The 20,485-nt window shown below is 72.5% G+C and carries 16 protein-coding genes; 8 read left to right on the top strand and 8 right to left on the bottom strand.

What is annotated here, in order from left to right; translation table 11 throughout:
• Positions 1–16: 16 nt before the first annotated feature.
• Positions 17–1,105: a hypothetical protein gene (locus ACWEJX_RS28780; RefSeq protein ID WP_451610328.1), complete on the top strand. Its 1,089-nt coding sequence runs from the start codon at positions 17–19 to the stop codon at positions 1,103–1,105.
• Between the two features lie 34 nt (positions 1,106–1,139).
• Here the strand turns inward: ACWEJX_RS28780 and ACWEJX_RS28775 are convergent, their stop codons facing one another.
• From ACWEJX_RS28775 to eccE, 8 genes are all read right to left on the bottom strand, one after another.
• Positions 1,140–2,129 (bottom strand): oligopeptide/dipeptide ABC transporter ATP-binding protein, encoded by a 990-nt coding sequence (locus ACWEJX_RS28775; RefSeq protein WP_451610327.1) that lies wholly within the window; start codon positions 2,127–2,129, stop codon positions 1,140–1,142.
• Positions 2,126–3,100 (bottom strand): ABC transporter ATP-binding protein, encoded by a 975-nt coding sequence (locus ACWEJX_RS28770; protein WP_451610326.1) that lies wholly within the window; start codon positions 3,098–3,100, stop codon positions 2,126–2,128. The genes ACWEJX_RS28775 and ACWEJX_RS28770 overlap by 4 nt, the downstream gene beginning before the upstream one ends.
• Positions 3,097–4,053 carry an ABC transporter permease gene (locus ACWEJX_RS28765; RefSeq protein WP_451610325.1) on the bottom strand — a complete coding sequence of 319 codons (957 nt, stop codon included), beginning with the start codon at positions 4,051–4,053 and terminating at the stop codon, positions 3,097–3,099. Before ACWEJX_RS28765 ends, ACWEJX_RS28770 begins: the two co-directional genes overlap by 4 nt.
• Positions 4,050–5,093, bottom strand: coding sequence for an ABC transporter permease (locus ACWEJX_RS28760; protein ID WP_451610338.1), 1,044 nt, complete (start codon positions 5,091–5,093; stop codon positions 4,050–4,052). The genes ACWEJX_RS28765 and ACWEJX_RS28760 overlap by 4 nt, the downstream gene beginning before the upstream one ends.
• 107 nt (positions 5,094–5,200) lie before the next feature.
• On the bottom strand, positions 5,201–7,099 hold the full coding sequence (locus tag ACWEJX_RS28755) for an ABC transporter substrate-binding protein (protein WP_451610324.1): 1,899 nt from the start codon (positions 7,097–7,099) through the stop codon (positions 5,201–5,203).
• Between the two features lie 186 nt (positions 7,100–7,285).
• A complete protein-coding gene (locus tag ACWEJX_RS28750; RefSeq protein ID WP_451610323.1) occupies positions 7,286–10,636 on the bottom strand; it encodes an SCO5717 family growth-regulating ATPase in 3,351 nt (1,116 codons plus the stop codon).
• Between the two features lie 300 nt (positions 10,637–10,936).
• Positions 10,937–11,824, bottom strand: a complete 888-nt coding sequence (locus ACWEJX_RS28745) for a hypothetical protein (RefSeq protein ID WP_451610337.1) — start codon at positions 11,822–11,824, stop codon at positions 10,937–10,939.
• A gap of 221 nt (positions 11,825–12,045) precedes the next feature.
• The gene (eccE, locus tag ACWEJX_RS28740) at positions 12,046–13,395 is read right to left on the bottom strand and encodes a type VII secretion protein EccE (protein ID WP_451610322.1); all 1,350 of its coding nucleotides are present in this window, start codon (positions 13,393–13,395) and stop codon (positions 12,046–12,048) included.
• Between the two features lie 212 nt (positions 13,396–13,607).
• On the opposite strand from eccE, the gene eccB reads away from it, so the two are divergent.
• From eccB to ACWEJX_RS28705, 7 genes are all read left to right on the top strand, one after another.
• A complete protein-coding gene (gene eccB, locus ACWEJX_RS28735) occupies positions 13,608–15,155 on the top strand; it encodes a type VII secretion protein EccB (RefSeq protein ID WP_451610321.1) in 1,548 nt (515 codons plus the stop codon).
• Between the two features lie 164 nt (positions 15,156–15,319).
• Entirely contained in the window at positions 15,320–16,453 is a 1,134-nt protein-coding gene (mycP, locus tag ACWEJX_RS28730; protein ID WP_451610336.1) for a type VII secretion-associated serine protease mycosin, read from the top strand.
• A 99-nt stretch (positions 16,454–16,552) separates the two neighbouring features.
• On the top strand, positions 16,553–17,017 hold the full coding sequence (locus ACWEJX_RS28725) for a hypothetical protein (RefSeq protein WP_451610320.1): 465 nt from the start codon (positions 16,553–16,555) through the stop codon (positions 17,015–17,017).
• A 17-nt stretch (positions 17,018–17,034) separates the two neighbouring features.
• The gene (locus ACWEJX_RS28720) at positions 17,035–18,429 is read left to right on the top strand and encodes a hypothetical protein (protein WP_451610319.1); all 1,395 of its coding nucleotides are present in this window, start codon (positions 17,035–17,037) and stop codon (positions 18,427–18,429) included.
• A gap of 67 nt (positions 18,430–18,496) precedes the next feature.
• Complete coding sequence (locus ACWEJX_RS28715; protein ID WP_451610318.1) at positions 18,497–19,663, top strand: S8 family serine peptidase; 1,167 nt, start codon at positions 18,497–18,499, stop codon at positions 19,661–19,663.
• A gap of 31 nt (positions 19,664–19,694) precedes the next feature.
• The gene (locus tag ACWEJX_RS28710) at positions 19,695–20,024 is read left to right on the top strand and encodes a hypothetical protein (RefSeq protein WP_451610317.1); all 330 of its coding nucleotides are present in this window, start codon (positions 19,695–19,697) and stop codon (positions 20,022–20,024) included.
• Positions 20,025–20,041: 17 nt separating this feature from the next.
• Entirely contained in the window at positions 20,042–20,350 is a 309-nt protein-coding gene (locus tag ACWEJX_RS28705; RefSeq protein ID WP_451610316.1) for a WXG100 family type VII secretion target, read from the top strand.
• Positions 20,351–20,485 lie beyond the last annotated feature (135 nt).

Genomic DNA, 20,485 nt, shown 5'->3' with positions numbered 1-20,485 from the left:
CACCGAGGAGTTCCGCTTGTCCTGCACGCCCCCCTCCCTCCGCCGCGCCGCCCGCAGCCCCGCCGCGCTCGCCGTCCTGGTCGCCGCGGCCTCGCTCGCGGGCACGCCCGCCCACGCGGCGGCACGGGTGCCGATGCACCAGTGCTGGGTCAACGGCGTCGCCGCGCCACCCGGTGACCAGGTCAACGGCACCTCGGGGGACGACGACATCCTCTGCGACAGCGACCTGGTGGACGTCACCGTCTCCGGCCTCGGGGGCGACGACCACATCGAGATCAAGGGCCTGGTCATCGACTCCCTCGTGCAGGGCGGCGAGGGCGACGACGTCATCCGCGCCAAGCACCTCGTGCCGCAGGACAGCTTCAGCATGGTCCGCGGCAACCGGGGCGACGACACCATCGAGGTGGCCACCGTGCACGGCAGGGGCGCCGAGCACGGCGCGACCGTGCGCGGCGACGACGGCGACGACAAGATCACCACGGGCTCCGTCCGGGGCGCGCCCGGCGAATTCAGCCGCGGCGGCGGACTCGTCGACGGCAACGACGGCAACGACACCATCATCACCGGCACCGTCGACTTCCAGGGCCGCGTCATCGGCGGCAGCGAGAACGACCGGATCGAGGTCGAGGCCCTCGGCCCGGAGTCCGGCGGACTCGTCCAGTCCGGCCCCGGCGACGACACGATCACCGGACCCGGCGGCGCGCTCCTGACCGTCGGCGAGCACTGGGGCACGGTGGACGCCGGCATCGGCAACGACACCTGCGCGGTGCAGTCCGTCTCCACGCGGACGAACATCTCCTCCTGCGAGGTGTTCGCGAAGGGCTCGGTCCCGCAGCGGCCCGCCGGAAAGCCGCAGAACCCGAGCACGCCGGGCACCACGACCAAGCCCGCCACCCCGGCGCAGCCCGCCACCCCGGCGCAGCCCGCGGCGGAGCCCGCCACCCCGGCGCAGCCCGCGGCGGAGCCCGCCACCCCGGCCGCTCCGGCGCAGCCCGCGGCCCAGCCGGCTGCCCCGGTCCATCAGGCCCAGCCGGACGCCCAGCCCGTCACCCACCCCGGGGTCAAGCCCGCTCAGCAGCCCGCGGGCAAGCCGGGCAACCACTGACCGGCGGCACGCCGACCCGGCGGCGGTACGGGCCTCAGCCCCGTACCGCCGCTCCGTGCGCCCAGTGACAGGCCACCGCCCGCTCCCCGCCGCCACCGCCGAGCACCGGCAGGTCCTCCGTGCGGCAGCGGTCCGCGACCTCCGCCGCAGTGCCCGAGGCGAGGACCTGGCAGCGGGCGTGGAAGCGGCAGCCGGACGGGATGCGCGCCGGGTCCGGGGGCTCGCCGGTCAGCACCACCGGCTCGCCCCCGGACTCCGGAAGCACCGACAACAGCGCCTGCGTGTACGGGTGCCGAGGATTCGTCAGTACGTCCTCCACCGGGCCGGTCTCCACGATCCGGCCCAGGTACATCACCGCCACCCGGTCCGCGATGTTCCACGCGAGCCCCAGGTCGTGCGTCACGACCAGCGCCGAGAGGCCCAGTTCGTCGCGCAGCCGCAGCAGCAGCGCCAGGATCTCGCCGCGCACCGACGCGTCGAGCGAGGCCACCGGCTCGTCCGCGACGATCAGTTCCGGCTCCAGGACCAACGCGCCCGCGATCACCACGCGCTGCCGCTGCCCGCCGGACAGCTCGTGCGGATAGCGCAGGAAGAACCGCTCCGGCGGCCGCAGTCCGGCCCGCGAGAGCGCCTCCGCGACCGCCGCCCGCTCGTCGCCCGCGTACCCGTGGATCCGCAGCCCCTCCGCCACCGCGTCGTACACCGTGTGCCGCGGGTTCAGCGAACCGCTCGGGTCCTGGAGCACCAGCTGGGCCCGCTTCCGGTACGCCCTGAGCGCCCTGCCCGTGTACGCCAGGGGCGCGCCCGCGAACCGCACCGAGCCCGCGCCGGGGCGGACCAGGCCGAGCAGCGAGCGGGCCAGCGTCGTCTTACCGCAGCCCGACTCGCCGACCAGCGCCACGATCTCACCCGCGCCGATGTCCAGGTCCACCCCGTCCACGGCCCGGGCGACCGGGGCGCCCCGCCGCCCGGGGAACTCCACCCGCAGGTCCCGGGCCGAAAGGAGTGGTGCCGAAGCGCTCATACCGTGCTCCCCACGTGTACGCAGGCCGCCCGGCGCCCCGCGCCCGCGTCCCGCAGTTCCTGGTCCTCCACCGCGCACCGCTCCTCCGCCACCGGACAGCGCGGATGGAAGGCGCACCCGCCCGGCAGGGCCGCCGGGTCCGGCGGGTCGCCCGGCAGGCCGCGCGGGGCGCGCCGGGACGCCGGGTCGCCGATGCGCGGGAACGCCGAGGACAGCGCCCGCCCGTAGGGGTGCGCGGCCGCCTCGTACACCGCCTTCGCCGGACCCTCCTCGACCACCCGCCCCGCGTACATCACGGCCAGCCGGTCGCAGGTGTCGGCGAGCACCGCCAGATCGTGGCTGATCATCAGCAGGCCGATGTCCTCCTGCGCGACCAGCTGCTCGATGAGTCGCAGGATCTGCGCCTGGATCATCACGTCGAGCGCTGTCGTCGGCTCGTCCGCGACGATGAGCCGCGGATCGCAGGCGAGCGCCATCGCGATCATCACGCGCTGCCGCTGCCCGCCGGACAGCTCGTGCGGATACGCCGCCGCCCGCGCGGCCGGCAGGCCCACGTGCTCCAGGAGCTCGCCGACCCGCTTCCGGGCCGCCGCCGGGGTGGCGATGCCGTGCACGAGCAGCGGCTCGGCGATCTGGTCGCCGATCCGGCGCACGGCGTTCAGCGAGTGCATCGCGCCCTGGAAGACGATCGACGCCCCCGCCCAGCGCACCGCCCGCAGCCGGCCCCACTTCATGGCGAGGACGTCCTCGCCGTCGAGCAGGATCTCGCCGGTGAGACGGGCCGAGGCGGGCAGCAGCCGGAGCAGCGCGAGCGCCATCGTCGACTTGCCGCACCCCGACTCGCCCGCGATCCCGAGCTTCCGCCCGGCGGGAAGGGTGAGGTCGACGCCCCGCACGGCCGGGACGGCGGCCGGCCCGGACCCGTACGTCACGCTCAGGTTCCGTACCTCCAACAGCGGCGGCGTGCTCAACGTCCCACCCCCAGCTTCGGGTTGAGGACGGACTCGACCGCCCGCCCGCACAGCGTGAACGCGAGCGCGACCAGCGCGATGGCGATCCCGGGCGGGGCCAGGTACCACCAGTGCCCGGACGAGACCGCGCCCGCCTCGCGCGCGTCCTGGAGCATCCCGCCCCAGGAGACCACGGTCGGGTCGCCGAGCCCCAGGAAGGCGAGCGTCGCCTCGGTGAGGATGGCCGTCGAGATGCCCAGCGTGGTCTGCGCGAGCACCAGCGGCATCACGTTCGGCAACACGTGCCGGGCCATGACGTGCCCGTGCCCGCCGCCCAGGGCCCTGGCCCGCTCGATGTACGGGCGGGACTCGACCGCGATCGTCTGCGCGCGCACGAGGCGGGCGGTCGTCGGCCAGCTGGTCACCCCGATCGCCAGGATCACCGTCCACATCGAGCGGGACATCACGGTCGCGAGCACGATCGCCAGGACCAGCGTCGGCATCACCAGGAACCAGTCGGTGATCCGCATGACGACCGTGGCGAGCCAGCCGCCGTAGTGCCCGGCGAGAATCCCGACGAGCGTGCCGATGGCGACCGAGAGCGCCGCCGCGAGCAGCCCCACGAGCAGCGAGATCCGCGCGCCCCAGACGAGCAGCCCGAGCAGCGAACGTCCGAACTGGTCGGTGCCCAGCGGGAATTCGGCGCTCGGCGACTCCAGGGCGGTGCCCGGCGCGTGGGTCACCGACTGCACGTCGGCGCCGACGAGCAGCGGCGCGGACAGCGCGATCAGACCGATGACGGCGAGCCCGGCCAGGCCCCAGAGCCCGGCGCGGTGGGTGCGGTACTGCTTCCAGAAGCGGGCGACGCTGCCGCGCCGGCGCTGCCAGGTCAGCGAGCTCCCGGTGGTGCCAGAGGTCGAGGAAGACGGCGTGGGAGTGGGAGGGGGAGTGGGAGAGGTCGTCGGAGAGGTCATCGGCCCACCCGGGGGTCGAGCAGCGGATAGAGGAGGTCGGCCACCAGGTTCATCACGATCATCGCACCGGCGAACACCACGAACAGCCCCTGCACGAGCGGCAGATCGGGCACGCTCAGCGCCTGGTAGAACAGCCCGCCGAGGCCCGGCCAGGAGAACACCGTCTCCACCAGGATCGAACCGGCCGCCACATGACCGAGGTTGATGAAGACCATGGTGACGGTGGGCAGCAGCGCGTTCGGCACGGCGTGCCGGCGCCGCACCACGTCGTCGCGCAGCCCCTTCGCCCGGGCGGTGGTCAGATAGTCGCCGCCCATCTCGTCGAGCAGCGAGGAGCGCATGACGAGCAGCGTCTGCGCGTACCCGACCGCGACCAGCGTGAGCACGGGCAGCACCATGTGGTGGGCGACGTCGAGCACGTACGCGAAGCCGGTCTGCCCGGTGCCGGACTCCATGCCGCCGGTCGGGAACAGCCCCGGGACCGGCCCCACGCCGACCGAGAACACGATGATCAGCAGGAGTCCGAGCCAGAACGACGGCACCGACCACAGGGTCAGCGCCACGCCCGTGTTCACCCGGTCGCCGAGGCTGCCGTGCCGCCAGGCGGAGCGGGTGCCCAGCCACAGGCCGAGCGCCGAGTAGAGGACGACGGCCGTGCCGGTGAGCAGCAGCGTCGCCGGCAGCTTCTGCGCGATGAGGTCCCCGACCGGCGCGCGGAACTGGAAGGAGGTGCCGAGGTCGCCGGTCAGCGCCTTGCCGCAGTAGTCGGTGAACTGCTGCCACAGCGGCAGGTCGAGCCCGAACTGGTGGTGCAGGGTGGCCAGTTGCTCGGCCGTCGTGGGCATGCCGTGGGTCATCGTCTTCACCGGGTCGCCCGGGATGATCCGGAACAGGAAGAAGCTGGTGACCAGGACGGCGAGCAGCGAGACGGCCGCGCCGGCGGCCTTCGTCGCCGCGTGGCGGAGATACGGCAGGGCGGCGGCGGTACGGGTGCGGGGGGCGCCGCCCTCGGTGGTCCGGGCCGCGTCGGCCGGGACCACCGAGGAGGCGGGCGTGCTCGCGCCGGGTGTGCTTGCGCCGGGTGTGCTCGCGCTGGGCGTGCTTGCGCCCGGTGTGCTCGCGCCGGGTGTGCTTGCGCTGGTCACGGCTACTCGCGGTCGTCGGCGGTGGAGCGGCGGCGCATCATCAGGAAGATCCCGGCGCCGACGACGACCACGACCGCCGCGCCGATCCCGACGACCGCGCCGGCGGACGAGCCGCCGGACGCCGCGTCCTCGGACGCCTGCGCGGCGGGCACGGCCGACCACCAGCTCCAGTAGCCGTCCTGGCCGTAGAGGTTGCCGCCGGCCTCGGGCATGGTGGTGATGGAGCGGATCTGGTCGGTGCGGTACGCCTCCAGGGCGTTCGGGTACGCCATCACGTTCATGTACCCGGTGTCGTAGAGCCGCGACTGCATCTGCTTGACCAGGTCGGTGCGCTTGGCGGCGTCGTACTCGACGGCCTGCCGCGCGTAGAGCGCGTCGAAGTCCGGGTCGCAGATGAAGTTGTCGGTGGCGCCGGTGTCCTTCGGCGTCGCGGGCAGCGTGCCGCAGGTGTGGATGGACAGCACGTAGTCCGGGTCGGGGTTGACCGACCAGCCGTCGAAGGCGAGGTCGTAGTCGCCCTTCACCCACGGGTCGGAGACGCTGTCCAGGCACTCGACCTTCAGCCCGATGCCGAGCCTGCCCCACCACTCCTGCAGGTACTTGCCGACCGCCTTGTCGTTCGGGTCGGTGGCGTGGCACAGGATGCGGAACTCCAGCGGCCTGCCGTCCTTGCCGAGCCGCTTGCCGTCGCCGTTCTTGCGGTATCCGGCCGCGTCCAGGACCCGCTCGGCCTTCGCGGGGTCGTACGAGCGCTTCTGCGCGTCGGCCGGCTGCCAGAAGTACGAGGCGAAGCGCGGCGGGATGTAGCCCTGGCCCTCGACGGCGTGGCCCTGGAACACCTTGTCGACCAGCGTCGCCCGGTCCACGGCCAGGAACAGCGCCTTGCGCACCTCGGGGTCGAGCAGCGCCTTGTTGCCGTTGCCGAAGGTCTTCCCGTCCTTGGCGCGGGCGCCCGGGTTGGTGGCGAGCGCGTAGAAGCGGCGGCCCGGGGCGTCGTTGACCTTGATGTTCCGCTGGGTCTTCAGGGCGGCGGCCTGGGCGGGCGTCAGGTTCGGCACGAAGGAAACCTCGCCCTTCTGCAGCGCGGCCACGGCCGCGTCCCCGTCCTTGTAGTACTTGAAGACCAGCTCGTCGAACTTGGGCGCACCGCGCCAGAACCGCTTGTTCGGCTTCAACTTGATGTACTGGTCGACCTTGAAGTCCGTGATGACGAACGGCCCGTTGCCGACGATCGGGAACTGCTGGTCGTTGTTGAACTTGGAGAAGTCGGAGACCTTCTCCCAGACGTGCTTCGGCACGATCGGCACGTCGAGCGCCGTCATCGTCGCCTGCGGCTTCTTCAGCTCGATGACCAGGGTCTGCGGGTCGGGCGCGGAGACCTTCTTGAAGTTGGCCGTGAAGCTGCCGTTGGCGGTGGCCGCGTTCGGGTCGGTCATCATCTTGTCGAAGGTCCAGGCCGCGTCCTCGGCGGTGGCCTGCTGCCCGTCGGACCAGTACGAGTCCTTGCGGATCGTGTACGTCCAGGTGAGCTTGTCCGGCGAGGACTTCCAGGCGGTGGCCAGCCCCGGGACCGGGTGCGCGTCCTTGACGTCGTAGTTGGTCAGGTACTCGTAGGCCAGCCGGTGGATGCTGGTGGAGACGAGCTTCTGGGCCAGGAACGGCGAGAGCGAGTCGACGCTCTGCGAGACGGCGACGGTGAGGGTGGAACCGGAGTCCGCCTTGCCGTCCTCGGCCTGCGCCGTGCCCGGGACGGCGGCCAGGGAGGCGGCGGTGAGCCCGGCGGCGACGAGGAGGCGGAGGGGGCGCAGGGGGCGGAGGGGGCGCAGGGAACTTGGGGGGCGGAGGGAACGTGGGGGGCGGGCGGCTCTGGGGCGGGGTGGAACCTTCGTGACCATGACCATGGGACGTGACCTCGCGTAGGAGTTGTGCCGTGGATCTTGGGCTGACGACGGACGAAGCGAAGGTGTATCAGCGGTGATCTCCCGTCGTCAACGATGTATCAAACCCCTTGTGGACTGCGTGAATGCCAATGAGACCCCGTACCGGAACACCGGTACGGGGTCTCATTGGTCTATTCCTGTGACGCCCTACTGCTGAGGGGCTGGCGGCGCCTGCGGAGGCTGCTGCCAGCCCTGCGGCACGGGCGGCTGCCCCGGCTGCGCCCCGTACATCTGCCCGGGCGCGGGCTGGGCTCCGTACGGCTGTCCCGGCGCGGGCTGCGGCGGGTACGGCTGGCCGGGGGCCGGCTGGCCGGGCACGGGCTGCGGCGGGTGGGGCTGGCCGGGCTGCGGCTGGCCGGGTGCCGGCTGTGCTCCGTACGGCTGCTGCTGGTCCGGATACGGCTGGCCCGGATAGGGCTGGCCCGGATACTGCTGCGGCTGGCCCGGCATGGGCGGGGCCATGTGCGGCGGCATCCCGCCCTGCCCGTCCGCGGCGGTCCACAGGCCCTGCGCCTGCTGCGCCCGTACGAAGTCCTCGGCCACCATCGCCGAGAGGTTGAAGTACGCCTCCCGGGTCTTCGGCCGCATCATGTCGAGGTCCACCTCGGCGCCCGCCGCCAGGTGCTCGTCGAACGGCACCACGACCACACCGCGGCAGCGCGTCTGGAAGTGCTGCACGATGTCGTCGACCTTGATCATCTTGCCGGTCTCGCGGACCCCCGAGATGACCGTGATCGACCGCTGCACCAGCTCCGCGTACCCGTGCGCAGACAGCCAGTCCAGCGTCGTCGACGCGCTGGACGCGCCGTCGACGGACGGCGTCGAGATGATGATCAGCTGATCGGCCAGGTCGAGCACCCCGCGCATCGCGCTGTAGAGCAGACCCGTGCCGGAGTCCGTCAGGATGATCGGGTACTGCTTGCCCAGGACGTCGATCGCACGCCGGTAGTCCTCGTCGTTGAACGTCGTCGACACGGCCGGGTCCACGTCGTTGGCGATGATCTCCAGACCGGAGGGCGCCTGCGAGGTGAACCGGCGGATGTCCATGTACGAGTTCAGGTACGGGATCGCCTGCACGAGGTCGCGGATCGTCGCCCCGGTCTCGCGCCGCACCCGGCGGCCCAGCGTGCCGGCGTCCGGGTTCGCGTCGATCGCCAGGATCTTGTCCTGCCGCTCGGTCGCGAGGGTCGAGCCGAGCGCGGTCGTGGTCGTCGTCTTGCCGACACCGCCCTTGAGCGAGATCACCGCGATCCGGTAGCAGGAGAGCACCGGCGTCCGGATCAGCTCCAGCTTCCGCTGCCGCTCCGCCTCCTCCCGCTTGCCGCCGAGCTTGAAGCGCGAGGCGGAGCCGGGGTTGCGGGACGACTTCGCCTTCTGCTTGGTGTTGCGGAGCAGCCGGTCCGACGACAGCTCGACCGCCGCGTTGTACCCGAGCGGCGCGCCGGGCACGGACCGCTCGCGCTGATCGTGCGTCACGGCGGTGGGCCACGCGGCACCGGTACGGGGGTCGACGGGGGAGGGGGGCTGGGGCTGCTGGGGGAAGCCGTAGCCGGCCTGGGGAGCCGGGGGCGGGGTGGGCTGGCCGTAGCCGGCCTCCGGGGCCTGCGGCGGCTGGGGCTGGGGCTGGTGGGGCTGCTGACCGGGCTGGGCAGCCGGGGCGGGCTGTCCCGGGTGCGGGAAGCCGTAACCGCCCTGCGGGGCGGGGGGCTGGGCCTGCTGCGGGAAGCCGTAACCCGGCTGGGGCTGGGGCTGGGGCTGCGGCTGGGACTCCTGGGGCGGGAGCGGCGGCTGTCCGGGGTGCGGGAAGCCGTATCCGCCCTGGGGGGCCGGAGCCGGGGGCTGCTGACCGGGCTGGGCATGGGCAGGCTGGGCGGGCTGTCCCGGGTGCGGGAAGCCGTAACCGCCCTGCGGTGCCTGCGGCGGTACGGGGCCGGGCGGCGCCGGCCACGAGGCGGCGGCGGGCATCGGTCCGGCCGCCGGCGGCACCGGCTGCTCACCGGGCGCGCCCTGCGCGGGCCACTGCGGCGCGCCCGTGGGCGTCGCCGGCTGGAACGACGGCGGCAGCGGCGGCAGCGCACTCCCCTGACCGGGCATCGGCCCGGGCGCGGCGGCCGGCAGCCCGCCGGGGACGGCGTCCTGCGGGGCGGCGGCAGGCGCGGGGGCGGAAGCCGGGGTGCCTGTGGGTGCAGGGAATCCGGGGACGGCGTCGGCGTCGGCGGCGACGGGGGCGGCTGGGGCCGAACCCGGCGTGGCGTCGGAGCCGGCGAGAGGCGCGTCGTCGTCGCCGCTCGCGGTCGCGTCGCCCTCCGGAGCGGTCTGCGCGGCCGCGTCGTCGGGGGCGGCCGCGGTGTCCGCACCGCCGGTGTCGAGCGGAGCCGGGGAACCGTCCCCGGCCGCCGCGCCCGCCGCCTCGTCATCGGCGCCGGTCGTCGCGGAGGAGGCCGCAACGGCGGCCTCGCCCGCCTCGACTGAGGTGCCGACGGGCGTCTTCACCTCGGAGGCCGAGTCGTCGTGGGCTTCCGGCTCGGTACCGCCCACGCCCGGGGCCGAGCCCGCGGAGGCCTCGGCAAACGGCGCCTCCGGTGTCTCCAGCGCCGAGGTCGTGTCGACGCGCGCCTCGGACGTGAGGGAAGCGTCAACGGCCTCCGGTGCGGCGGAAGCACCGTCGGCCGCAAGCCCGGTGCCGACACCGGCGTCCGGCGTGGCGGCGTCACTCGCGGAACTCGCGGAACTCACGGCCGGCGCAGCCGGGACCTCCGCGTCGGCGGAACCCTCCGGCGCGGCGGCGGCCGCGCGCACCTCACCGTCGTTCGCCTGAGGCGCAGCCGGTTCCGTCGCGCCGACAAAGCCCTCCGGGAGCGCACCCGGCAGGGGGCCCGCCGTGCCGACGGGCGCCCCGGCGGTGGCGGACCACCCACCCGCCTCGGGCGCGGCGGTCGAGCCGCCGGCCTGGGGCGTGGCAGTCACCGCCGCAGCGGCGCCCGGGTCCGTACCAGCAGCCGTACCAGCAGCCGTGCCCGCAGCAGTGCCCGGCACCGGGGCCGCGGGCCCCGTCGCCGGAGCGCCGGCCGCTGCCGCCGCGTCCCGCTCCGCGAACTCCCGCTTCAGCGCCGCCGGAGAGAACCGCATCGTCGCGCCGCTCTCCACGTCCCCGCCGCCGAACGGCTCGGCCGCGGGCGCCACCGGCGCGGAAGGCACGGCCGGAGGAGCAGGGGCCGGAGGAACAGCAGCCGGCGGAACGGAGGCCGGTGGAACGGAGGCCGACGGAGCGGCGGGCGGCGATGCCCAGGCGCCGGGGACGGCGAGGGGTGCGCCGGTGGGCGGGGGAGGGGTGGGCGCGGAGCCCGTACCGCCGCCGCCGGCCGCGTTCTGCGTGTACCAGGCCGGAGGGGTGTAGTCGATGGTGAACTCACCCGTCATCTCGGCGGGATCTGCGTCGGACTGATCGTCGACGGGAGGATTCCAACCCCCCTGGACCTCGTCCCGATCGCGGTTCACTTTGCCTCCTGGTGTGGTCGCGCACCCGTGTGCAGTCGTGGGCGGGCACGTCCCACCCTAAACGCCAACCGCGCGCCCCGGGCAGGGCCGACGGCCCACCACAGCGTCACATCCGGTCCTCAAGTGACCTGCGGGTATCGGACAGTGAACCACCCGGTGATCCAAATGCGCGCAATGTGTCTAAAAACGGACGGATTTGGCAACCGAGCCAAGCCCGCCCTCGGTACCTCAGTACCTCAATGCCTCAATGCCTCAATGCCTCAGTACCTCAATGCCTCGGTACCTCAACACCTCAGTCCGTCAGTCCATCCGGCGGGCGCCGCCGAGCAGCCCCGTCTCGGCGTCCGTCGCCTGGGTCATCACGAACTGACGGTCGCCCGGAGTGCACCACAGCGTCACGCCGTCCGCCAGCGTGGACAGCGCCTCCCACTCCGCGCGCTGCAGGCCCATGATGCGGCCGATCTGCGCCGCCTCGTCGGGGGAGACCCGCTGGACGCCGACGAGCGAGGACTTCTCGAGCAGCCGCGGAGCCACCGGGCTCAGGTACGGCAGGAGCGTCAGGACCGACTGCCACGGCCCGGACACCACGCGCCCGCGCGGCGGCCGCATGCCGCAGTCGCGGATGACGACCACGGGACTGCCCGCGGACGCGCCCTGCGGCGGCACCCGGCCCACGTCGTGCAGGGTGACGCAGGGCTGGCCGCCGCCGGCCGCCTGGGCGAGGGCCGTCCAGGCGGGCGCGCGCCCGGTCTCGACGGCGACGCGGGCACCGGTGGCCGCCGCGCGCAGCGCGAGTACCTGCGCGGTCCAGAGGCCACCGATGAGCGTGACGTCGTACGGGCTGGGCTGGTTGATGCCGAGCACGGCCGGCCGGCCCTCGGCGTCCACGCCGATGACCATGCCGTCGTCGCCCACCGGCAGGGCCAGCGCGTCGAGTTGGTCGACCGGGACGGAGTGGCGGTCCCGGCGCGGCCCGATGAGCCCGAAGCCGAACCGGGCCTTCGTGCTCCGTCCCGTACGAGCTGCTGCGCCACCCTGCCCGCCCCGGCCACCGGCGCGCCGCCCGCCGCCCCGCCGGGCGCGCGTACCCCCCGCCGGTCCGTTGCCGGCCGGGCCGGCGGCCGGCACCGCCACGGGCACTCCAGCGGCCACGGGAGCCCCGCCGTGCACGGCCGCTCCGCCCGCCATGGGCGCACTGCCCTGCATCGGCAATCCACCTGCCACCGGCATCCCGCCCGGCACCGTCCCGTGCGCCGCGCCCGGCACCGGCCTCTGCGACGCGCCCGGCACCGCCCCCTGCGCCCCGCCCGGCACAGGCACTCCACCTCCAGCAGGCATGGGCACTCCACCCCCGCCGGGAAACGCGCCTCCCGGCACCGGCCCCGCGCCTCCCGTCACCGGCATCGTCATCAGCGCGCACCCCCCAGCGGCAGCGTCGCCAGCATGCCCGGGACCTGTTCGCGGTCGAGCCGCACCAGACCCGTCTTCACGCCGCGCGCCACCCGCTCCAGTTCGTGCCGGGCGGCCACGAGCTCCTCGTCGCTGCGCCCGGTGATCCGTACGTGTCCGGTGACCGTCACCTCCTGGCGGTCACCCCCGCTCAGCGTCAGGCTGAACGTCGTCGCGAGCGCCGGCAGCGACGTCAGCAGCGCCACCAGCTGCGGCATCGACGCGCCCGCGCCGCCCGCGGCGCCCAACTGCGGCCAGCGGCCCACCCAGTACGTCGTGTGGCGCCTGTCGTCGACCCGCCAGGTGCGCGCGGTCTCCTGCGTGCGCCGGCCCGGAGCGTGGCCGCGGCCCGCCTGCGCTATCGCCATGGGGCTGGCGCACGTGGACGTGGCGAGGGCCGCGGTCAGCTCCTGCTCGCTCAGCACGACGGCCCGGAAACCGGCACCGGCGAGCCGGCTCGTCAGCTGATCCGCCGCTCGTACGAGGCACTTCTGCGCGCCCTCCAGACCACCGCCACGCGCCTCGACCGCCTCCCGGCACAGTTCCGGGTCCAGCTTGAGCGCGACCCACGTGACGCGGAGCGCGGGCGAACCCGTCTGCGCCTGCAGCGGCCCGTAGTTGCGCGCGGCCATCGACTGCGCGGGCAGGTGCGGCGCGGGCGCCGGCTGGGTGTGCTGCACGATCTGCGCGGACTCCAGGCGGATGCCGTCGACTTCGAGCACGTCCCGGACGAGCCCGACCGGCAGCGGCCGCGCCCCGCGGTCGGGGCGCAGTGCCGAACCCTCGGACTCGACCCGTACCACCGCCGTCAGGAAGGTGCCGTCGCCGATCATCCCGATCGGCCGCCGCTCACGGTCGCTGTACGTGTACGTGCGCAGCGCCGGATCGCACTCCACGACCGGGGCGAGCCCCGGCTCCGTGCCGTCCGGCACGGTGAAGGACGCGGCGCGGCGGGTGCGGGCGCGCAGCGCGAGGAAGGTGGAGAGCCACTCGGGCAGCGAACGCCGGTGCCGGCGCACCACCGCGAGCAGGACGAGCACCGCCGCGACGACACCGGCGGGCACCAGGAGCAGCTTGTCGACGACCGCGGCGACGAACAGCGACGCGGCCGCCACCTCGATCAGTACGAGCTGTTGCAATCGGAACGCACCGAAGTGTCCGGGGCGAGCCTGCAGCCTCGGTGAGACCGAGGAGGAAACCGGGGACGGGGCCGGGGAGGAAGCGCTCGAACCGGGCCCCGAGGGCGGGTTCGCGGAGGGTGCGGAAGGGGGCGCGGCCGCTCTGGGCCGCGTCCGCGTCGCGGAAGCCATGATGGAGAATCCCCCTCAATTCGTCCCGATCACCGTGCCCCACCGGCCCTTTGGCAGGCCTCTGGCGGCCGGATCACCCTACCCGCCCCACGAGCGCGGGCGGACAGCAGGCATAGTAGGGGGCCGGTCCGACAGCCGGGGCCCGGGCGCCATGCTCCCCGGGCTGCCGTGGACTGCCGCGCGAAGACCGCGCCTGACGAAAATGGGGACTCATGGCATCACGGCGGGACGAGCTCAACGCGTACACCTTTGCGAAGAAGCGCACGGTGGCGGCATTCCTCCAACCCTCGCCCACGGGCACGGAGGAGGGCGCGCCCAAGCCGCTGCGCGCGGTCGTCCCCGGCCTCGTCATCGGCGCGCTCGTGATCGCCGGGTTCGGCGCCTGGGGCATGTTCCGGCCCACCGCGCCCAAGGGCTGGGACAAGCCCGGCACCAACGTGATCATCGGCAAGCAGTCCACCACCCGCTACGTCGTCCTCACCACCGGCAAGGGCAAGGACAAGAAGACCCTGCTCCACCCGGTGCTCAACCTGGCCTCCGCCCGGCTCCTGCTGAACCCGGACGACTTCCACGTCGTCCAGGTCGACGACGCCGAACTCGACAAGGGCAAGCCGCCGCGCGGCCCCATCCTCGGCATCCCGTACGCCCCCGACCGCCTCCCCGGCGACACCGACGCCGGCACCGCGAAGCGCTGGGCCGTGTGCGAGCAGCCGGGCGGCGGCAACGGCGGCAGCGTGCAGAAGGCCACCTTCCTCTTCGCCCAGCGCGACACCGACCGCATCGAGAACAAGAGCAAGCTGAAGCCGGGTCAGATCCTGTACGTGCAGGGGCAGACGGGGAAGACGCAGTACCTGGTCGACGACACCGGAACCAAGTACCGCGTCAACGAGCAGGCCAAGAACCTCACCACCGCCCTGTTCGGCGTCAATCGCGAGCCGCAGCAGGTCACCGACGACTGGCTGGCGACCCTCAAGACCGGCGACCCCGTCGACTACCCCACGATTCCCGGTCAGGTGGGCGCCGACGCGGGCGTCAACGGCGGCTTGACCGAGAAGGAGGACCGGGTCGGCATGGTGCTGCGCGTCAAGACCGGCTCCGGGTCCCAGCAGTACGTGGTCCTCCAGGGCAAGGTGCAGCCGGTCTCCGACTTCACCGCCTGGCTGATCATCAACTCCCCGCAGACCGACGGCCTCGACATGGCCGGCGAGGCCCCCGCCGTCGACCTGCAGTCGATCACCCCGGACCCGCAGGAGTTCGGCGGCGGCCTGAAGTGGCCCAAGGCCAAGTCCACCCAGGTCAACTCCGTGGGCGGCGACGCCGGCTCCCGCGACACCATCTGCTCCGTCCTGGAGAGCGTGGACTCCAAGGGCCGTACGACGCTGTCCACCTGGGCCGGCGCCCAGTACCCCGCCGAGATCACCGCCGGCGGCACCAGCACGTACGTGACCCCCGGCACCGGCCTGCTCTACACCCAGTTCCAGGGCGGCAGGCAGGCCCGCCCCGACGGCTCGCTCTTCCTCGTCACCGACACCGGACTGCGCTACGCCGTCCAGGCCAACGGCGACAGCGACAAGGGCCGCTCCGAGATCGGCGCCCCCGACCAGCAGCAGACCGACGGACGCCCGGAACCCAGCGACGCCCAGAAGCGCCTCGGATACGAGCGGGTCACCCCCGTGCTCGTACCGCTCGAATGGTCGGAGTTCCTGTCCAAGGGCCCGCGCCTGGACACCAACAGCGCGCGCCAGCCGCAGGGTTCGTGAGGGACGTGACGCTGGTGAGGACGAGGACGAGGACGCACCGAGGGCTGTCCCTGCTCGCGGCGACGGCGGTGGCGGGCGTGCTGGCCACGGCCCCGGCGGCGTACGCCGACACGGACCCGGAGCAGCCGGTGGACATAAACGGCAGCGGCGAGTGCACCTTCCCGATGAAGAAGCAGATCGAGGGCACGCCCTGGGCGCTCCAGCGGGTGCTCCTCGACGAGTTGTGGCAGGACACCAAGGGCAAGGGCGTCCGGGTCGCGGTCATCGACACCGGCGTCGACGACGTCAACCCGCAGCTCAAGCACGCCGTCGACGCCAAGGCGGGCAAGGACTACCTGCAGCCCGACAAGAAGAACCCCGGCCCCGGCGACGACAAGCGCGGCAAGACCGACGGCACGGTCGACGAGGTCGGCCACGGCACCAAGGTCGCCGGGATCATCGCCGCCCGCCCCCGCAAGGGCACCGGATTCGTCGGCCTGGCGCCCGAGGCCACGATCATCCCGATCCGGCAGAACGACGAGAAGAACAGCGGCAAGTCCGACAGCATGGCGCTGGCCATCGACTACGCGGTGAGCAAGGGCGCCCAGGTCATCAACATCTCCCAGGACACGACGCAGCCGCTGGGCCCCGACTCCTCGCTCGCCCAGGCGGTCGCCCGAGCGATTCGCGCCAACGTCGTGGTGGTCGCCTCCGCGGGCAACGACGGCATGGACGGCAAACTCAAGAACACCTACCCCGCGGCCTTCCCGGGCGTCCTCGCCGTCGCCTCCTCCGATCGCAACAACGAACGCGCCGCCTTCTCCCAGTCCGGCACCTTCGTCGGCGTCGCCGCACCCGGTGTCGACATGGTCTCCACCGTGCCGGGCGGCGGCCAGTGTGTCGACAACGGTACGAGCTTCTCCGCCCCGTACGTGTCCGGAGTGGCCGCCCTGCTGCGCGCCAAGTACCCGAAGTGGAAGCCCGCGCAGATCGTCACCCGGATCGAGCAGACGGCCATCCGCTCCGTCAACGGCCATGACAACCACGTCGGTTGGGGCGTCGTCGACCCCGTCCGCGCCCTCGCCGACGGCCCGGAGCCCCCGCTCACCGGCCCCACCCCGGACCCGGGCCCCTCAAAGGCCCCGGCCCCCGAACCGGCCCACATCTCCCTGGCGGAGACCCCGCAGGAGCGCACGGAGCGCCTTGCCACGTACGCCCTGGGGATCGGCGCGGTGCTGGTCGCCGTGGTGGCGGGCGCGGCCACCGTGATTCGCGACAGCAGGCGGCGGCGCGGGGCGGTGCGGCGAGCCGGCGAATGAGTACGAATACCTAGGTGACTTTGCAGTTGGAACTGTCGTACCAGGTGGTTAGAGTAGGCGAGTTCGTACGCGTGACGAGCGGGACGAGGGGGAACTGAAGTGGCAGGGCCGAACGGGGACGGCGGCAAGAAGAACGGCCTGGAAGTCGGAGACGTGACGCTCCTGACCTTCCAGTCGCGCATGCAGAAGCTGGTCGAGGAGCTGAAGGGTTCACCGGCCGAACACACGAAGATCGGCGAGCAGAAGGTCACGCCGGCCTCGTACGGCACGGGCTTCAGCGCGGCGACCGAGCTGCACGGGGCGTACGACAAGGTGCGCACGCGGCTCGAAGAGCTGACGAAGATCTTCGGCGAGACGATCGAGGCGATGGGGATCCGGGCGCAGATCGCCGACAAGGGCTACGGCGCCATCGACCAGGAGCAGAAGGATCGCTTCCATGCGATCCAGAGGGCCACCCAGGACGACTACGACAAGCACAACGGCGTCGCAGGTCATGACGCGGCCAAGCCGCAGCAGCCGGCCAAGCCGACGACCGGCACCACTGATGCCGGCGGATTCAGCTAACGGGGGAGGGCAACACGATGTCAGGAGAGTTCGAGGGGAAGTCCCTGGATGCTCTGTACGCGATGATCGCGTCGGCCAAGCCCGAGGACATCTCGGGTGCCGGCGAGGCACTCGCGGCGGCGGTGCCGAAGATTCTGGACATTGCCACGGATCTGCGGCACTACATCTCCCGTGTGAAGTGGGAGGGCGAGGGTGCCGAGGCGTTCCGCACCTGGGGTGCGGGCATGGTGTCCGAGACGCTCGTCCTGGGCGACTTCACGAAGGTCGTCTCCGACGAGATGAAGCGTGCGGGCAGCGCACTGACCGAGGCGAAGGCGGCGCTGCCGAAGCCGGCGGGCATGTGCTTCGCGGACCCGGAGAAGGAGAAGGCCCGGATCGAGGCGGAGACAGGCCCGAAGCTCCAGGAAGCGGTCAGCGCGATGCAGCGGTTGTCGTCGTACTACGACGCGACGCGCGACCGGCTCGCGGCGGAGCGGCAGCCGGAGTTCAAGCCGATGGCCGGTGGCATCATCGGTGAAGGCGAGCGCGAGTACACCACGGGGGGTGGCGGCGGCAGCACTGGCTCCGGGACGTATGCGAGCACGGGGACGGGCACCACTGCGACCGGCCACGCGTCTCTTCAGAGTGCTGATGTGACGACCCCGACCGGTACGGTGCGGCAGGTTCACGACCCGGTCTCTCCGCCGCCGACTTCGCCGACGAGGCCGCCGCTGCCCGACGTCAACACGCACATCGACTCGACGACCCTCGTGCCGGACGCCCCGACGCGTCCACCGGTACAGCCGCCCACCGTGCAGCCGCCGACGACACCGCCCGTTACGACGGTCGGCCCGCCGCCGGTGCCGCTGCCGCCGATGACTCCGCCGACCGGCCCTCAGGTCGGCCGCGGCCTGCCTCGTACGGCCATGCCGGGCCTGCCGGGGCCGACAGGCCGCACCGGCCTCCAGGGACCCGGCCCGCTGACCGCCGGCCCCCGGCCCGCCGAAGGCATTGTCGGCGGCCGTCAGGTCCCGACAACCCGGCCTGGCGTCGGTGGCATGCGGCCGCCTCGGGTACCCATGGGCACCGTGATCGGCGAGGAGCAGCGGTCCACTACCCCGTACGGTCGTGGTGGCGCTGGCATGCACGGCCCGGGTGGCGGTATGCACGGACCGTCCGGCGTCTCCGGTGGGTCCTCTGGCCGCCGCCTGGCGATGGAGCACGGTGGAACCGTAGGGACTCCTTCCGCGTCCCGAGGTGTTGGACGTTCGGCGTTCACGCCGGGTGGCTCGGGTCTTGTTCGCCCGACCGCCTCGAACGGACAGGACCACGAGGCCGAGCGCGCGGCCGGTCACCGTCCCGACTACCTGTCAGAGGACGAGGAGACCTGGACCTCGGGCCAGCGCCGGATCGTCCCGCCCGTCATCGACTAGGAGCCATCCGCTGATGTTCCCCCTTACCCGGGTCGTTCGCAGCCGAGCAGTGGGCCTGCTCGGTGCCATGACCGCCGTCGTCGCGACGTGGACCGTCGTGGCGCCGGCGGCGCAGGCGGACGACATGCGGTCGCGTCAGTGGTACCTGGACGCGATGAAGGCCGATCAGATGTGGAAGGTGGCCACAGGTAAGGGCATCACCGTTGCCGTGCTCGACACCGGTGTCGACTCGACGCTGCCGGAGCTTCAAGGAAAGGTGCTGCCCGGGCGCGACTTCGACCTCGGGGGCCCGGGGCGGGTGGACGACAAGGACACCGACCGCCACGGCACGAACATGGCCCTTGCGATCGCCGGTAGCGGGGCCGACGGCGGGGTCAAGGGCATTGCTCCTGACGCGACGATCCTTCCCGTGAGGAACGGCGCCGCCTCGAACTTCGGATGGGAGACGGCGTACAAAGGCGTCCGCTACGCCGTGGACAACGGCGCTCGCATCATCAACATCTCCCAGGCCGGTCCCGCGCTCCCCGAGGAGACGGCTGACTGGCAGGCGACAGTGGACTACGCCCGCAAAAGGGGCGTCTTGATCTTTGCGGGCTCCGGCAACGACGGGAGCAACGGTCCGGTCTATCCGGCAGCCATCCCTGGGGTCGTCGCCGTCGGTGCCCTCGACACCAAGGGCAAGGTCGCCAAGTTCTCCAACTTCGGCCGCCACCTTGCCCTTGCCGCTCCCGGCGTCGAGATCCCTGGCCGCTGCACCAACGACAAGCACAAGTTCTGTGCCGGTCAAGGCACCAGTCAGGCCACCGCCATCGCCTCCGGCGTAGCCGCCCTCATCTGGTCCGCGCACCCCGACTGGACCGGCAACCAGGTCCTCCGCGTCATGCTGGAGACCGCCGGCCACAACGGCCCGGTGCCCAGCAAGTACATCGGCTACGGCTCCGTCCGTCCCGCCCAGGTCCTGCTCGAAGGCAAGGGCGACCCGGGCGACCCGAACGTCGACCCGCTGCTCGCCGCACAGGCGAGTGCGACACCGAGCCAGGCTCCGAGCAAGTCCCCGACTTCACAGTCACCCCAGACCTCCCCCTCTCCTGAGAACACGGGGGCAGCGGCAGCAGAGCCCGACGAGAGCGGCTTCCCGCTCTGGGCCGTCGCCGCGAGTGCCATCGCCGTCGTTGCCCTCGTCGGCATCGTCGTCGCGGTGGTCGTACGCAGGAGAGCGTCGACAGACGCATGAGCAACGCCATCGACAACAAGAGGAGCATCACATGACCACTCCCGCAGGTGGGTTCGGACTCGCAGACGATCCGATCGTCAAGGCGAAGAACAAGATCATGGAGACCGGCGAGGCGGTCACCAAGCAGGCGCGTGAGCTCGCCGACATCCTGGAGACCTGCAGCGCCGGCTGGACCGGTGTCGGTGCCGCCGGCTTCAAGCAGGCCCAGACCCTCGTCAACGAGGACCACGACACCATCCGTCGCCTGCTGAACGTGCTGCTCCACGCCGTCGGCGAGACGAAGAACCTCAGCAACGCGAACGACGACGACGTGCGTGCCACCTTCGCCGCCGTCAACAACTCCGCGCTCAACAACATCTGACGAAAAGGGGGAGCACCATGTCTGTCGACAACGCCGGTACCAAGGTTCGGTACGAGAGCGTCCAGGAGATGGCGAACCGTATCCGGACGGTCTCGCAGCACATCATCAAGGACCTTGAGGAGATGGACACCGCGCTGCGGGTCGTCACCGACACGTGGGACGGTGACGCGCACCGTGAGTACGAGACCCTCCAGGGCAAGTACAAGAAGCGCGCCACGGACATGAAGGACCGCCTGGAGAAGGTGGCCCAGATCGTCGAGCAGGGCAAGGACAACTACCGCGCCACGGACGTCAAGGCGTCGCGCCTGTTCACCGAGTCCTTCTGACCGGTCGCGCACACACGAGCAGAGGGCCCGCTCCGTCCCGGAGCGGGCCCGCTGGTCGTACCCACGCAGCGCCACCACACATGAGGTCGAACTCCCCCTGCTTCGCCGCGATCACCAACCCGTCCCACACCCCCG

Source organism: Streptomyces sp. NPDC004788 (assembly GCF_053601115.1).
Note: the sequence above shows the minus strand (reverse complement) of the source record. Positions and strands in the feature narration are given on the sequence as shown.

Excerpts from the sequence above, each read along its gene's own strand:
- ACWEJX_RS28775 (WP_451610327.1), bottom strand. The coding sequence starts at position 2,129 with ATGAGCGCTTCGGCACCACTCCTTTCGGCCCGGGACCTGCGGGTGGAG.
- ACWEJX_RS28765 (WP_451610325.1), bottom strand. The coding sequence starts at position 4,053 with ATGACCTCTCCGACGACCTCTCCCACTCCCCCTCCCACTCCCACGCCG.
- ACWEJX_RS28755 (WP_451610324.1), bottom strand. The coding sequence starts at position 7,099 with ATGGTCATGGTCACGAAGGTTCCACCCCGCCCCAGAGCCGCCCGCCCC.
- ACWEJX_RS28745 (WP_451610337.1), bottom strand. The coding sequence starts at position 11,824 with ATGGCGGGCGGAGCGGCCGTGCACGGCGGGGCTCCCGTGGCCGCTGGA.
- eccE (WP_451610322.1), bottom strand. The coding sequence starts at position 13,395 with ATGGCTTCCGCGACGCGGACGCGGCCCAGAGCGGCCGCGCCCCCTTCC.
- eccB (WP_451610321.1), top strand. The coding sequence starts at position 13,608 with ATGGCATCACGGCGGGACGAGCTCAACGCGTACACCTTTGCGAAGAAG.
- mycP (WP_451610336.1), top strand. The coding sequence starts at position 15,320 with ATGAAGAAGCAGATCGAGGGCACGCCCTGGGCGCTCCAGCGGGTGCTC.
- ACWEJX_RS28720 (WP_451610319.1), top strand. The coding sequence starts at position 17,035 with ATGTCAGGAGAGTTCGAGGGGAAGTCCCTGGATGCTCTGTACGCGATG.
- ACWEJX_RS28715 (WP_451610318.1), top strand. The coding sequence starts at position 18,497 with ATGACCGCCGTCGTCGCGACGTGGACCGTCGTGGCGCCGGCGGCGCAG.
- ACWEJX_RS28710 (WP_451610317.1), top strand. The coding sequence starts at position 19,695 with ATGACCACTCCCGCAGGTGGGTTCGGACTCGCAGACGATCCGATCGTC.
- ACWEJX_RS28705 (WP_451610316.1), top strand. The coding sequence starts at position 20,042 with ATGTCTGTCGACAACGCCGGTACCAAGGTTCGGTACGAGAGCGTCCAG.